Genomic DNA, 15003 nt, shown 5'->3' with positions numbered 1-15003 from the left:
GGCCTTCTCTTCCCGGGGAGAAAAAGCATGTCCGGCTCGACTATGGATGCACGAGGAATGGTACAATGGGAAGATGAGTCAGAAACTACCAGTAGCGGGAGGGTGTTACGCATGAGCGAACCGAATCAGGAGTATATCGTCATCTCGGGAGCGCGGGAAAACAATCTCAAAAACGTATCGTTGCGCATTCCCAAACGGAAGATTACGATTTTCACCGGGGTATCCGGGTCCGGCAAATCTTCCATCGTGTTCGATACGATTGCCGCAGAATCGACGCGCTTGCTGAATGAGAACTTCAGCATGTTCGTGCGCAATTTCCTGCCGCGCTATCCGCAGCCGGATGCAGACGCAATCGAAAACTTGAGTATGGCTGTCATCGTCGACCAGAAGCGGCTGGGCGGCGGTTCGCATTCCACGATGGGCACGATTACCGATATTTCTCCCATTCTCCGCCTGCTTTTTTCGCGGGTGGGGCAGCCGTATGTCGGACAAGCGCACATGTTTTCGTTTAACGATCCGCAAGGGATGTGCCCGGAGTGCAACGGGATCGGCCGCAAATTGGGCGTCGATATGAGCAAGGCGATCGACATGTCCAAGTCGCTGAACGAAGGGGCGATCATGCTGCCGGACTATAAAGTAGATAGCTGGGATTGGACGTTGGTCGTGCAGTCAGGCTCGTTTGACCCGGACAAAAAGCTGCGCGATTACTCGGCGGAGGAACTTGAGCAACTGCTGTACGGCAAAGCGAGGAAAGTGAAGCTGGACTTCGCCGGAAAGGCGACGAACATTACCGTGGAAGGCGTCATCGAGAAGTTCACCAACAAGTACATCAAGCAGGACGTGAAAACGAAGTCCGAACGCACCCAAAAAGCGGTCGCCCCGTACATTATCGAAGGGCCATGCCCTAGTTGCCGCGGCGCAAGGCTCAGCCAGGCCGCGCTCAGTTGCAAAATCAACGGGCGCAACATCGCGGACATGTCTGCCATGGAGGTCGGCCAGCTCATCCGCGTCATCCGGGAAATTGACGACGCCACCGCCGCCCCGATCGTCAAGTCGCTGACAGAGCGGCTGCAGCATCTGGTCGATATCGGGCTGGACTACTTGACGCTGGACCGGGAGACCGATACGCTGTCCGGCGGCGAGTCGCAGCGCGTCAAGATGGTCAAGCATTTGAGCGGCAGTCTGGTGGATGTCACTTACATTTTCGATGAGCCGAGCGTTGGCTTGCACCCGCGCGATGTCCATCGGCTAAACGGCTTGCTGCAAAAGCTGCGCGACAAAGGCAATACCGTCATCGTCGTCGAGCATGACCCGGATGTCATCAAGGTAGCCGACCATATCGTCGACGTCGGGCCTCACGCGGGCAGCCGCGGCGGCAACATCATGTACGAAGGCAGCTTCCAGGGTCTGCTGGAGTCAGGCACCCTGACAGGCACGCACATGAAGCGGCCGCTGCAGTTGAAGCAAGATTGCAGGCAGCCGTCCGGCAATCTTTCCATTAAAGAAGCTACTTTGCACAATTTGCAAAACGTGAGTGTGGACATTCCCACAGGCGTGCTGACAGTCGTGACGGGTGTCGCCGGCTCAGGCAAAAGCACGCTCATTAACGAAGTATTCCTCCGCCAGCATCCGGACGCCATCGTCATCGACCAGTCGGCAGTAGGCGTGTCGACGCGCTCGAATCCCGCCACCTACACAGGGATTATGGACGATGTGCGCAAGGCGTTTGCTTCCGCGAACAAGGTCAATCAAAGCTTGTTCAGCTTCAACTCCAAAGGCGCTTGCGAGAACTGCCAGGGGCTCGGGGTCGTGTACACAGACCTGGCCTTCCTTGAGAGCGTGAAGCTGCCGTGCGAAGTATGCGGCGGCAAGCGGTTCAAGGAAGAGGTGCTCGACTACAAGCTGAACGGCAAGTCTATCGCAGATGTACTGGAAATGACAGTGGAGCAGGCGTTGGACTTTTTCGAGCTAAAAGAAGTCGTCCGCAAGCTGCAGGCGCTAAGCGATGTGGGGCTGAACTACATTACGCTCGGCCAGCCGCTCAGCACGCTCTCGGGCGGGGAATGCCAGCGCATCAAGCTGGCCAGCGAGCTGCATAAAAAGGGCAGCATTTACGTCATGGACGAGCCGACGACAGGACTGCACATGTCAGATATCGGCCACCTTTTGGAGATCATGAACCGCCTCGTGGATGCGGGCAATACCGTGATCGTCATCGAGCACAACCTCGAAGTCATCAGCCAGGCGGACTGGATCATCGACATGGGGCCGGACGGTGGGAGCAAAGGCGGCCAGGTTGTGTTTGAGGGCACACCGTCGCAGATCGTCCATGCGGAGCAGTCGATCACGGGGAAGTATTTGCGGTAATAGAAAACAGTCATGGAAAGGAGAGCGCACATCATGCCAGACAAGCAAAAGACAATCCCGGACAACACGGCGGTGCGAGTCGCATTGTGGCGGGCATTGCACGTCCGGCTCGACTCCGCACCACATGTGCTTGCAGACGAAGTTGGCCTGCAACTGGCGAACCCGGACGCCGATTGGCGCCAGCGCCCCGATATGGACCCGCAGTTCTCGCGCAGCTTCCGGGCGTCTATCGTAGCTCGTGCCCGCTTCGTGGAGGATCTCGTCAGCGAACAAGCCGATCAGGGCGTCACGCAATACGTTATTCTCGGTGCAGGTCTGGACACTTTTGCCCAGCGTCGCCCGGAGATCGCCGCGAACATCCGCGTCTTCGAAATTGACCAGCCCGAGACACAGGCATGGAAGCGGCAGCGGCTGCTGGACCTTGGCTTTGGTATCCCGGAATGGCTGCGGTTCGTCCCGGTAGACTTCGAGGCAGACCAGTCCTGGCTGGAGCAGCTTAAGGCTGCCGGCTTCGACCCGAGCCGCCCGGCTGTGGTCGCCTCGACTGGCGTTACCCAGTACCTCACAAAAGACGCCATTGCCGCCACTTTGCGCCAGGTAGCGACGCTCGAACCTGGCTCCACGCTGGCGATGACGTTCCTTTTGCCGATGGAGGCCACAGCTCCCGAGGTCCGTTCCGGATTTGCCACATCCGCAAAGGGCGCGCGTGCAAGCGGAACCCCGTTCATCAGCTTTTTCACGCCGCCGGAAATGCTAGCTTTGGCCCGCGCGGCCGGGTTCCGGGAAGTTCAGCACGTGTCTGCAAGCGAGCTTGACCAGCGGTATTTTAGCGGTCGAGCAGATGGGCTGCGGTTGCCTAGTGGAGAGGAGTTTCTTCTAGCGAGTACTTAGGTTAGGCTGTTGGGAAAATGTGCGAGTCGGCTGCACCGTGCAGGGAGATACATCTGCACTTTTTCCTTTGCCAAAAGCAAGGTGTAGGATAAATACCTATGCCTTGCTTTTTGATTTCACCTTTTTGGCTCGCAGGAAAAGCATGCGCTTGCCGCAATGCGATATTTGTCCCGCGATAGCAGGAGCGCACAAAGGGCTAAAGATGTTGCGCGGCGACGTTTTGTTCCGCCTCTGGAAACAACTGCACATCGAGCTGGTCATGTTATAATTACTCTTGGCCACCGATTTTTTCTGGCAACGTACATGCAAGGGCTATCTCCAAATGGACCAGTTCGTTCAATGTAATCAAATTGGCGAACGGGCGCATGTGCAAATGTTTGCTCAAACCAACCAATTATCCTTTCATTTGTAATTAGTTCTATATCTACAATCAGAAGTTTGGTATTCCGCAAAAAAGTGTGCCTCTTCCTTACTTTGTTTCATCATACCGGAATCTACTGACTATTGTCATAATTGTCAAATAGGAGAGTTGTATTCCGTTTTCCACGAGCAGTCAAGCTTTTTGGGGGAAATTTTTACGCCGATCTTTTCCGTTTTTGCAGTTGTCGAGGCGGCAAGACAAGAGATCACGAGGGCCAAGGTTTCGGGTGTTTATCAAACCGTCATTTTCAGCGCTATCCGCTTAAACTCCTGAGCGGAAAGGCAATCCGGCAAAAGCGACGCCAAACCGAGGGAGCCGAACAGGGGAGAGAGGAGCATCAAACAACCAGGTGGAGGAGTCCGTTGCGAGGATTAGAGTTACTAACCATCAGCCAAGAGCAAGGGGGGCAATTCGGGAAGTCGAATTTTATTTGAAGCTGGGGGCAAAATGCCAACCCGTGGTGAGGGACACGAACATCAAACAAAAATGATTAGATTTTGATTCAATGATGAGCGAAACTCATTTCGTTTTCCTTTCAGTTCATAAAACAGCCATTTCATGAACTGAAAGGAAAACTTGAAACTTTGACTGTGGAGGGCTACTACTTGGTTCTTCTGACGTCGACAAAAAGCATTACTGACAACTGTTTATCGTTACTGACAATTTCTCATAACTTACAACACGCTATTAACATGCAATCCCATTGCGAATCTGGATATAGCATCAAACTATGCAAAATCTATGGACGGAACCATAAATTTAAGCCATACGCAGTTATTGGAGCTGCTGCTGCATACTTAACACACTTAAATCGTACATAATCAGCACACATCATCCAGCGTAACCACACCCATGCATTTCTTGCTCTTTTTATAAGTTTACATAATATATATTATCGGACTCAAAATAAAATGGAGAAAGCAGCAGTGAGATGCGCTCGCCTATTGCCTGTTTGAGTAACAAGAGCTACACAACTTGGATTGGCTACTAGCCGTAGATCGCCAACTGCGCATTTGCGGATTAAGCAACGAAATCAGCAACAAACAGCAAACTTCGCAAATTCAACATCAACTTCAATCAACAAACCTCAATATCCGTTAGCAACCTGCATACATCAGTTAACATACGCTCAGACGAAATTTTCATTTGACAAAAATGACAAAAAGCATGTTCTGACAATAAGCCACATCAGCAACCTTCCACCAAACTCGACCATTCCCTTCAGATACTCGCACTCGGGTCCCACATTCGGCGCGCGGTATTTTCGCTGCCTGAAAACGGTCAGTAGACCACATGCGATGCGAAAAAGCTCCAGTCAAAATTCACTATAAAGTAACTTTTTTAAGTATTATATAAAATTGTATTTACATTTATTGGAAATTAATATATAGTATAATCGAGATCACTATACCTAAAAATTCAAATTCACCCACCTGGAGGTCCCGACATGACGAAAAGCAAAACAAACTCGACGGCAACCGCCACCCGTTCCCAAAAACGCTCCTACGAAGACACCTTGAACAACCTGGCCCACTACCTGAAAAAAGAAGCCAAGAAAAAGTAAACATAAAAGAGTGCCCAAAAATAGCGGCACTCTGTTTTGACGTATATGAACTATGAACATTCCTTCCCCTTCGCCCTATCCTTCGCTTCCCTTCTCCAGATCAGAAGATATAAAGATAAGACTCCAAGAGGACTCCCACCTTACTCCCCTTCTTGCCCTTCCATCCAATCCACCAAATAAAAATCCGTCAACAGCCGAACGATTTGCCCGTCTGCGTCATAGCCGATATAGCTCGCGTAGCTGCCATCACCCCAGCCGCTGGAAAACATCGCGATGTTGCACCCATCCCCCATATCTTTGACGAGCCAGCTTCTCGTATGCTTGTACGTCTGATCCATTTCCGCCATCAACGCCTCGGAAAATGCCTCATCCTGCTCCAAACGGCTCTCCAGGCGCTTGCACGCCTTTTCGTCCATAAAAGCGCCCGTTCCGGCGTCCACGCCGTAGCCGAAAAACTCATTGGCGGCGAGCTGCGTCACATCGGAATTTTCCCAGACAGCCATTTTCCAGCTAGCGACCGGCCTGTCGGCAAAAACGATCCGGGCCAGCGCGACGCGCTCATCCGGCTCCATTTCCCCTTGTGTCGCACCTGCCGCGTCCAAAGGCGTTACCTGGGCGATCGCAAGCTGCACCGGAAACGAGCCTGTCGGAAATGTTTCGGTAAACGGCTCGGTTTCAAACATGACGAGCGGATCGTTAGCGACGATTTTTCCCGTTGGCACCTGCAACTGGCCAATCTCCTGGGGCACCAGGCGGTATTCGTAGTTATGCTGCTCCGTGCGGAAGCCTTCTGTAAACGCTGTTTCGAAAAAATCCGGGTAATGCTGTCTCAAGCTTCATTCCTCCTAGCAAAGCGATATAGTGAGCGACAGAATGAAGCAACCCACTGTCACGTGTTGCCAGCGGGTTGTCAGTCTTCGCGATGGTTATTTGGTTAAGGCTGCGTCCAGCGCCACTTCGATCATTTCGTTGAAAGTCGTTTGACGCTCCTCGGCCGTCGTTTCTTCCCCGGTCAAGATATGGTCGCTTACTGTCAAAATGGACAAGGCGTTGCGCTTGTACTTGGCAGCGAGCGTGTAGAGCGCGGAAGACTCCATTTCTACGGCGAGCACCTGGTAGCCGGCCAGCTTTTTGTACAGGTCAAAATTCTCGCGGTAGAAGCTGTCGCTTGTGAAAATATTGCCGACCTTCACTGACAGGTTGCGCTCGGAAGCGACCTGGTAAGCTTTGTGCAGCAGGTCGAAGCTTGCTGTCGGGGCAAAGTCAATCTGGTTAAACAACAGGCGATTGACTTGCGAATCAGAAGAAGCGCTCATCGCAATGATGACGTCGCGCACCTTGATGTCCTCCTGGATCGCTCCGCACGTGCCGACGCGAATCAGGTTTTGCACGCCGTAAGATTCCATCAGCTCGTTGACGTAGATCGAAATCGAAGGCACACCCATGCCTGTCCCTTGTACGGATACGCGCTTCCCTTTGTATGTACCTGTAAATCCGAGCATGCCGCGCACTTCGTTGTAGCATTCGGCACCTTCCAGGAAGGTCTCGGCAATGTATTTGGCCCGCAGCGGATCGCCTGGCAGCAAAATGGTGTCCGCAATTTGGCCTTGCTTGGCTCCGATATGTATGCTCATAATCGCTTGCTCCTTCGCTTTCAAAAAATTTCCTACCAGCTTATCGTACTACAAAAACCGAACGCTGCAAAATGAAAAATATAGAGCGATACTTGTCGCAGCATCGCTTGTTTGAGGTTTTTCACTTGTCCTTTGCTTGTGCTTGCCAAAGGGAGAGCGCTTCCAGATGATCTCCTAAGTCTGTCAGGGCGCTTGTGCTGTCTCTCGCCTGCTCTGTTTTTGCCGCTTTGGCAGAGACGCGCTCCTTCGCGGTGCGCACGGGGGTTACTCGCAGCTCTTTTTGCAGCGCGATCGCCTGGGCGACAGCCGGAACGAACAAATGATGCGCGCCAATCGACGCCGCGGCCTCCCGGGTCATGGCAAACGGAAGATCGCCCATCGACGAGCTGCCGAGCTCGCTTCGCTCGAGCAGGTTGTTCAGAAAACACTTCGCCAGCTCTACTGGATCTTGCCCAATTTTTTCGCTCGCAGGAAAAGCATGCGCTTGCCGCAACGCGATATCTGTACCGCGATAGCAGGAGCGGACAAAAAGCTGAAGCTGTTGCGCGGCGACGATCTGTTCCGCCCCCAGAAACAGCCACACATCTCCTGCCGCTTCGCGCGCGCCGATCGCCCGCCAGACGTCTTCCCCGAGCGCATACGGGTAGGCAAAAACGCGGAGGACGGGCGACGCCGAGTAAGCGAGCACATGCTCCAGTGACCGATCATGGCTGCCGTGCACGACGACGACAATCTCTAGCGGACAGAGCTTTTCTGCCTGCTTGAGCACCTTGACGATCGTGTCTTCGTCCTGCTCCACCCCGATGATAATGCTTAGTCTGTCCTGATTTTCCAATTTGTCCACATCGCTAATGCGACCGTTTTTTGCGACTTTGCGCCCTTTTGCGGGTTCTTTTGGGCCTTTCTTTCCGTTTGGCACCCCATTCATCCCCCTCCTTTTCGCGGGATTCCTGATAGAATACGGAACGCAAATGCAGCAGTCCAGGCGCTTGCACCAGGATGCGGTGCCGCTCTCCATCAGGCAAGGCGCCACGCACGTCTTTATCCTGCAGGAGCAGTTGAATCGCTTCGCCATGCTCCTGGAATATCAAAGCTTGCTTTTTGGCCAAAGGCTGATTCGCCGCTGACCTTTTCCGCGCTGCTTGGCCAGTCGAGCCAGATGTCACGAGCGTAATCGCCAGAGCCTTTTGCACAGCGCGGACGAGCGCAGCCGCCGGAACGTGCAAATGGTGCTGCCCGATCGCTTCCAGCGCTTTGCGGTTCAAGGCAAACGGAGCTTTTTCCAAGGAAGCGCTCCCGAGCTGCTTTTGCCCGAGCAGATGGTTCAATAGCGCATAGGCACAGCGCTCTGACGACAGCTTGCCTTTCGTCGTCAACACGCGGCACCCTGCGGAGAGAACGAGGTCGTAGCCTTTCAGCAAGGCTGCGGTGTATTTTTTCAAGGAACCGAGAGGAAGCGTGATGCCTTCCTCCAAAAACAGCAGCACGTTTCCTTGAGCGTGCTGCGCCCCGATTGCCCGGCACTCGCTGGCCGTGGCCTGCTCGCTCGCCGGAACTACTTTGGCGCCCCACACGTATTCGCTGTCTGCCGCGTGCGGGGGCAAGCCTGCGCAGACGATTATCACTTCTGTAGCCAAAGCCACCTGTTTGGCGATGTGAACCAGTCGTTCCACATTCCTGGCTCCGCCATGGGTGGGGATAATGACGGACACGAGGCTTTGCGCATAGTTTTGAGAGTCCACTTCCCCTTCCCCCTCGCCAGAAAAGTAAAGCTATATCGGTAGTGTACGTACTGCTTGATCGTTTGGACACGGCTGCTATACCCGCGTCGCTCATACAAATCCGCATGCCAAAAAAACAGGACGGCGCTTTGCTCTCCGTCCTGTTTTTGATTTTGTCGGGTCGATCAATTGACACGGCGCTCCAGGTTGCGCTGCCGGACTCGGCGCATTCGCCGCGAGCGGGAAAACGTATAGCCGATCAAAAACAGATTCATTCCCAGCCAGGCGATCAAAAGCCCGTAACGCGCGTAGGAATGGCTGCTGTCGTCGTCCGCCGCGCCAAAGCCAAAAGCGGCGCTTGCTGCCTGCACGCGCTGCGCAGGCGGCTCGTGGCGCTCCAGCGGATACGTCATCGCCAGTTCTCCGGCGGACACCGAAAGCTGTCCGTCTGCGGTCAGCTCCACGAGCGGCTCGCTCCCGACCGGAACCGTGGCGTACAAGTCTTCCTTGGCCGTATAGCTCACCTGGTTTGTGTCGCCTGGAGCCGCAATGGCGGAATAGCGCTCGCCTTTTGCGGCGATCTGTTTCGTTTCGTATCCGTTCAGCCCGAAATCGAGCAGCTTGGTCACGTCTTTGTAGGCGTAATTGCCGGAAGCCGCTTTCATCGTGACCGCGATCATTTCCGTATCGCCGCGCTTGGCAGAGCCAACCAGCGTATGCATCGCCTGATCGGTAAAGCCGTTTTTAATCCCGGTCGCGCCGGGGTAATCGCGCAACAGCTTGTTGTGGTTGATAAGCTCCGACTTCCACTCTCTTCCGTCCCAGGGGAGGCGGTTCGTTCCGACGATCTCGCGGAAAATCGGGTTTTTCATCGCGTACTGCGCGATTTTCGCCATGTCGGCCGCCGTCGTATAGTGCTCCGGGTCGTGCAGGCCGTGCGCATTGGCAAAATGCGTTTCGGTCACGCCGACCTTTTCGACCAAAAACGCGTTCAATTCCTCGGCGAACTGCTCGGTGGACCCGCTCATATGCTCCGCAATCGCTGTCGCCGCATCGTTGCCGGAGTGCATGAGCAGGCCGTATTCCAGCTTGCGCAGCGAAACCTGCTCGCCTTCGCCCAAATAAACCCGGGTTCCCTCTTCATATCGGGCTTTTTTGGAAACCGTGACAACGTCGTCCGGATTTCCTTTTTCAATGGCGTAAATGCCAGTGGCAATTTTCGTAATGCTTGCAGGGTACAGCTTCACATGAGGGTTCTTTTCAAACAGGACTTGTCCCGTTGTCGCATCAATGAGGATGGCCGATTCGCCAAACAGCTCATTTGGTGTAATCGATGACGATCCCTCGGCAAAAGCCACAGGCACGTCAAGGTTGAAAATAACCGTGACCACAACGAGAAGGTACGTTAGTAGAAGACGCATGTTAGTCTATATCCTTTCCTTGCTTGTCGGGTGTTAACGTATGGCTTTTGGCTTCAGGAAGCTTCGCGAGTCTGCTATTTCAAACGCTTTCCCAGCAAATCGTGAATCATTTTAAACTTGGGATTGTCTGCAAACGCCTCTTCAAAGCCGCTGACGTGCTCGCGGTACAGGGCTGCGGCGGACTCCACATCTTGTTTCACGTACAGCGAAAAAATTTCCTCCAGCTTTTCTTCCAAAGTCGAATCCACCTCGGCCGGCGTGAGGATTTCATGGCGCAGGTTGTTCATCAGCACGTCTAGCTGATGAGTAATGACCGAAGCCTCGTGCAGTTGCTGCATCACGTCGGTTGGAATGTTTCCGGCGTATTTGTAGCGCAGCTCGTGCTCGTTTGTCGCCCAGAAGTTCATGCCGAGTGTACGAATTTGGATTTCACAAAAAAGGGTACGCTTTTCGCTCCCGTGATATACAGTGTAGGAAACGATCATATGGATGCTGCGATAGCCCGAATCTTTTGGCGTGGAGATATAGTCCTTGATGTCATGAATGACGATATCCTCCCGTTCCTGCAGCAACTGCTGAACTTCGCGGACGTCATCGACGTAGCGGCAGACTATGCGCAAGCCAGCGATGTCCTGGACTTCCTTCGCCACTTCGTCCTGCCAGTTGGCTTGCTGAAAATCGATTCCTTTCTCATTGGCTTTCTTGATGAGACTGTCCACTTTTTTGACCCGTCCCACCACGAACTCAATCGGAGAATAGCGGCCGCTTTTCAGAAAGCCGTACTTGATTCCTTTCAGTTTGAGCTTCAATTCCTCTACTGCCTGTTCATACGGTGCCAAGAAATGGACCATATTGTTCAAGACTTTGCTTGGCACATGGGTAACTCTCATGAAAACACCTCCAATTACTTCCAGAGGAAAGGTGATGCATCAAAAAACGGCTGCGGATTTACGTACGTATTGCCAATCAACATGCCGTAATGAAGGTGAGGGCCTGTGGAAAAACCTGTGGTGCCCATAAGCCCGATCACCTGTCCCTGTTTCACTTCCTGCCCGGTCGCAACCGCAAGCTTGGACAGATGCGCATAGATCGAAAAGACGTTCATGCCGTGGTCGATAATGATCGTGTTTCCGGTCAAATAGAGCGAGTCGGCCAAAACGACCTTGCCGTGGTTGCTCGCCCAGATCGGCGTTCCGGTTTTGTTCGCAATGTCAATCGCTGCGTGGCGGTTGGCGGGCACTCCGTTTACGACGCGCTGATAGCCAAAAGGTGTCGTCAATGTCCCTTTTGCCGGCATCGTAAACGGTTCGCTAAAGTACGGCGTCGCCCGGGAGCTTGCGCGAGCGGCGTTGATTTTCTTCTGATCCGCGTTGATCCGGGCCGTGTCCTGCCGCATCGCATTCATTTGCTTGCTGACGGTCAGCTTGTCCACGGCAAATTGCTTCGGCTGAACCGTCAAGGTTGCCGTGAGTTTTTTATCCGCTGATTGCACGTTGTAATCTCCCGGCTTCACGTCAAATGGAATCGGGATAAATCGGGCATACTCGTTAGAAGAGGGCTGCAAACGGTACGATCGCGAGAAGAGTGTAACCGTTTGAGGCTGTTTGCTGCGCACGAAAATGACATCACCGGGATACGTCCTGGCTGGCGTCACGCTAATCGATGGTTGCTGTTTCTCTACACTCGCGTAAGCGCCTTCCAGTACTTGGCTGCAAGCGGCCGTTCCGGACGTGAGCGTCAGGGCAACGACCGTCATCAAACTGACCATCGATTGAAACATAGGCATGCTCCCTCCCATTTTCTAGTATAACAAAACAGGCTTTGAAAGGAAAAAGAAAAAGAAGGCTATCCGACTAGCCTTCTCCAATCCATTGCAGCGCGCCCTACAGTTTTTTCGTGTAATCAGCCATCATGTCCATGATCGACTGCACGCCTGTCAGCATTTCGCTGGCTCGTTTTGTTTTTTGCGAGATGTTGTCAAAATCGAGGCGCCCTCTTTTGCGGTCATTCCAACGCTTGAACAATTCTTCGGCCATGCCGGGATTGCTGCGGACGGCCCGGACGCGCATGGAGTCTTCCACGACCCACGCTTCGAATTCAGGATTTTCCCGCAGAAGCTTTTTCACTTCTTTTTTCTTCATCGTCGAAACGTCACTCCTTTCGCGTGTACAACCAAAATAGAGAGCTGTTCGTTACACCATATGACTAGTCCGCGAATGTGCTTGTGTGTTTGCACCCTGTCAAAAAGAAAGGGCTGCAAGCCAAAACAAGAAAGGCCCCGTGCAAGGGACCTTTCTTCATCCAACTATTTACTTGTCAAAAGCTTGTGCTTAGCGGCCAGCCATTTGTTGCTCAGCGAAGCTTACCAGACGCTTGGTGATTTCGCCACCAACAGATCCGTTTTGGCGGGAAGTAGTGTCTGGGCCGAGATTTACACCAAATTCAGATGCAATCTCATACTTCAGTTGATCCAGAGCTTGGTTCGCTTGAGGAACTACCAGGTTGTTGCTGCTTCCGTTGTTGTTAGCCATGATTGATTCCTCCTGACGCGTTTTTTTCTCCCGGGACGGATTTGAACCGCCTGCTTCTTCGCCTCCCACCGACTGAGACCGGAAGATGATTTTGAGGTCCAAGAGGCGGTGGTTCAACCTCTTGTGCTACTATCATCCCACGAGATCCTAAGTCCATACGCCTTTTGCAAATGTAAAATCTGTCAAAGCTGTCCCCCTGCTTTATGCTATAATGAGGCGTAAAGTTTGGAGCTGAGAGGAGTCACCATTTGTGAATGAAACAGGGAAAGTACTGCTCATCGATGGCATGAGCTTTTTATTTCGCGCCTTTTACGGGTCTGCCTGGGGCGGCGCTTATCGGCAAACGTCCACAGGCGTCTACACCAATGCGGTCTACGGCTTTACGAAAATGATGCTGGACTACGCCGAGCTGGTTCGCCCGACCCACCTGATGGTCGGCTGGGACGTCGCGTCGCGCGAGTCGCTCGTGCGCAGCCAGTGGTTTGACGGCTACAAATCCAATCGCACGGCGCCGCCGGACGAGCTGATTCCGCAGTTCGAGCTGGTCAAGGAAATCACCGCTGCCTTTTCCGTGCCGAACCTGGGCTGTCCGGGTTACGAAGGCGACGATGTTTTGGGGACGCTGTCCACGCGCCTCGCCGCAGATGGCCATGAGATCGTCATCGCGACGGGCGACTACGACAGCTTGCAGTTGGTCGATGAAAACGTCAGCGTCAAAATCTTGAAAAACGGCGGCAAGCACGAACATTACGACCCGGCGAGCCTGCGAGCCCTGCGCGGCATCGCTCCGGAACAGGTCGTAGATGTCAAAGCGCTCATGGGTGACACGTCAGACTGTATTCCAGGCTGCCCGGGCATCGGGGAAAAGACGGCGACCAAGCTGATTACCGAGCACGGCAATCTGGACAACCTGTACGACAACTTGACGAGCTGCACGCCGAAAATGCGCAGCAAGCTGGAAGAGCATCGCGAGCAGGTGTACTTAAGCCAGAAGCTGGCGACGATCATTCGCGATGTGCCTGTCGAGTTTTCCATGGAGGAAGCCGCTTGGCAATACGATTCTGAAATGGTGCTCAGCAAGTTTGAAGAACTCGAATTTGGCCGCAGCTTGGCGACAAGAGTTGGCTAGCAAAACAAAGACGAGCATCCCGTCCCACTTTTCGCGATCAAAAGTGAAACGGGATGCTTTTTTCGTGCTTGTCGGGAACCCCCCGATCTATTCAGGAAGAACATTTTATCTCGTATATGTTCACCATGAGTTCATACGTCTTGTTTACAAATTCAAGCCGGTTCGGCGCTTTTTTGAAAAACTCCAGGGCGAGCTTGGCGTTTTCCAGCGCTTCCTCATACTGCCCGTCCACGTACAGCGTCTCGGCAAGAGCGTATTGCGCTTCCGCCAACAGCTCCTCCACCGGGCCATCATTCATCACCTTGTAACAGAGCCGTTTGGACTCTTCCAACTGGCCGTTGAGTCGGTACGCCTTTGCCAGCTCAATCGTTGTATTGTTCGTGGAATGGTGTCGGCCGGCTTCTTGGTGCAGCTCGTAAGCGGATTGCAAATGTTCAATCGCTTCTTCGTAGCGGCCTGTTCTTCTGTACAGCATCCCCAGATTGTGGTCGAGAGCGGCTTCCAGCCGTTCGTCGGGAATGATTTTCAAAATATCCAGCACCTTCAAAAAGCTGCGCTCCGCTTCCTCGAAATGGGACAGCTTGTGATAACAAATCCCCATGACAATATGTATGTCTGCTCCGTTGTAGAGCAATCTTTGCGAAACATTCAACTCTTCTGCACGCTTCAGCCATTCAATCGCGGACACGTGCTCGTCGAGGACGCCGTGCATCACGCCTTTGGAATAGTAGGCAAGCACCTTTTGCACCCCGCCGATTTCATGCCTGTCGATCAGTTGGTTGGCCGTCATCAAGTAAGGAACGGCTTTGTGCGCTTCCCCGACCTGCGAGTAAAACAGCCCGATGGAGGATAACCCCCTCACATAGTCGGTAGGATTTGCTTTTTCTTCGTACGTTTTTTTCGCCAGGGCAATGCTGAGCAGATATTGTTTTTCCGCAACCGCAAAATTCTGACTTCTATGATGAAAGCGAGCATTCGCCCACCAGTATATGCTTCTGTCTTCTGCAGCGACTTGTTCTACATCCAGATTGTCAAATGGCTTTTTCGCTTCCTCCCACTTGTTCTCTTCTATTTTGTTGACGATATGCTGTAAGATTAGATGTGTCTCTTTCTCCGTTACCTTTCTCATCAACAGGTCCTCCTGACATATAAGGTTAGCTCCCTATATTCTATCCAACTTTTTACATAATTTACAAGTTGTTCTTTTGGAGGTATAATAGAAATAGTTTCCAAATCTAGTAAATATGAGCTCTTCACCATTAAACGTGCTTGATCTTCCTCTAGCGTAGTTTTTCACTTTTTTATATGGCTGGTTTACACTCCA

At 52.9% G+C, this 15003-nt stretch carries 13 protein-coding genes; 3 read left to right on the top strand and 10 right to left on the bottom strand.

Features of this window, described 5'->3' with window-relative positions; genetic code table 11:
• Positions 1-111 precede the first annotated feature (111 nt).
• A complete protein-coding gene (locus tag AC3WJN_RS09560) occupies positions 112-2367 on the top strand; it encodes an ATP-binding cassette domain-containing protein (protein ID WP_007786636.1) in 2256 nt (751 codons plus the stop codon).
• 33 nt (positions 2368-2400) lie between these two features.
• Positions 2401-3258: a class I SAM-dependent methyltransferase gene (locus tag AC3WJN_RS09555; RefSeq protein WP_007786634.1), complete on the top strand. Its 858-nt coding sequence runs from the start codon at positions 2401-2403 to the stop codon at positions 3256-3258.
• 2125 nt (positions 3259-5383) lie between these two features.
• On the opposite strand, the gene AC3WJN_RS09550 is transcribed toward AC3WJN_RS09555, so the two are convergent.
• From AC3WJN_RS09550 to AC3WJN_RS09510, 9 genes are all read right to left on the bottom strand, one after another.
• A complete protein-coding gene (locus tag AC3WJN_RS09550) occupies positions 5384-6076 on the bottom strand; it encodes a DUF4241 domain-containing protein (RefSeq protein ID WP_005836277.1) in 693 nt (230 codons plus the stop codon).
• A 93-nt stretch (positions 6077-6169) separates the two neighbouring features.
• The gene (gene deoD / locus AC3WJN_RS09545; protein ID WP_005836275.1) at positions 6170-6877 is read right to left on the bottom strand and encodes a purine-nucleoside phosphorylase; all 708 of its coding nucleotides are present in this window, start codon (positions 6875-6877) and stop codon (positions 6170-6172) included.
• A 121-nt stretch (positions 6878-6998) separates the two neighbouring features.
• Positions 6999-7721, bottom strand: a complete 723-nt coding sequence (locus AC3WJN_RS09540; protein WP_007786627.1) for a glycosyltransferase family 2 protein — start codon at positions 7719-7721, stop codon at positions 6999-7001.
• 4 nt (positions 7722-7725) lie between these two features.
• Complete coding sequence (locus AC3WJN_RS09535; protein WP_007786625.1) at positions 7726-8619, bottom strand: hypothetical protein; 894 nt, start codon at positions 8617-8619, stop codon at positions 7726-7728.
• Positions 8620-8783: 164 nt separating this feature from the next.
• Complete coding sequence (locus AC3WJN_RS09530) at positions 8784-10019, bottom strand: D-alanyl-D-alanine carboxypeptidase family protein (protein WP_007786623.1); 1236 nt, start codon at positions 10017-10019, stop codon at positions 8784-8786.
• Positions 10020-10093: 74 nt separating this feature from the next.
• Positions 10094-10909, bottom strand: coding sequence for a GTP pyrophosphokinase (locus tag AC3WJN_RS09525; RefSeq protein WP_005836270.1), 816 nt, complete (start codon positions 10907-10909; stop codon positions 10094-10096).
• A 14-nt stretch (positions 10910-10923) separates the two neighbouring features.
• On the bottom strand, positions 10924-11799 hold the full coding sequence (locus AC3WJN_RS09520) for a M23 family metallopeptidase (RefSeq protein WP_005836267.1): 876 nt from the start codon (positions 11797-11799) through the stop codon (positions 10924-10926).
• A gap of 103 nt (positions 11800-11902) precedes the next feature.
• A complete protein-coding gene (locus AC3WJN_RS09515; RefSeq protein ID WP_007786621.1) occupies positions 11903-12160 on the bottom strand; it encodes a hypothetical protein in 258 nt (85 codons plus the stop codon).
• A 189-nt stretch (positions 12161-12349) separates the two neighbouring features.
• Entirely contained in the window at positions 12350-12550 is a 201-nt protein-coding gene (locus AC3WJN_RS09510) for an alpha/beta-type small acid-soluble spore protein (RefSeq protein ID WP_005836264.1), read from the bottom strand.
• 250 nt (positions 12551-12800) lie between these two features.
• Here AC3WJN_RS09510 and AC3WJN_RS09505 point away from each other — a divergent pair, with 250 nt between their 5' ends.
• Complete coding sequence (locus tag AC3WJN_RS09505; RefSeq protein ID WP_007786619.1) at positions 12801-13679, top strand: 5'-3' exonuclease; 879 nt, start codon at positions 12801-12803, stop codon at positions 13677-13679.
• Positions 13680-13770: 91 nt separating this feature from the next.
• On the opposite strand, the gene AC3WJN_RS09500 is transcribed toward AC3WJN_RS09505, so the two are convergent.
• Entirely contained in the window at positions 13771-14808 is a 1038-nt protein-coding gene (locus tag AC3WJN_RS09500; RefSeq protein ID WP_007786616.1) for a tetratricopeptide repeat protein, read from the bottom strand.
• Between the last annotated feature and the right edge of the window lie 195 nt (positions 14809-15003).

The sequence above is a fragment of the Brevibacillus sp. FW306-2-1A-C05A genome (assembly GCF_058781555.1).
The sequence above is the reverse complement of the archived record's forward strand: the minus strand, read 5'-3'. Positions and strand labels throughout refer to the sequence as shown.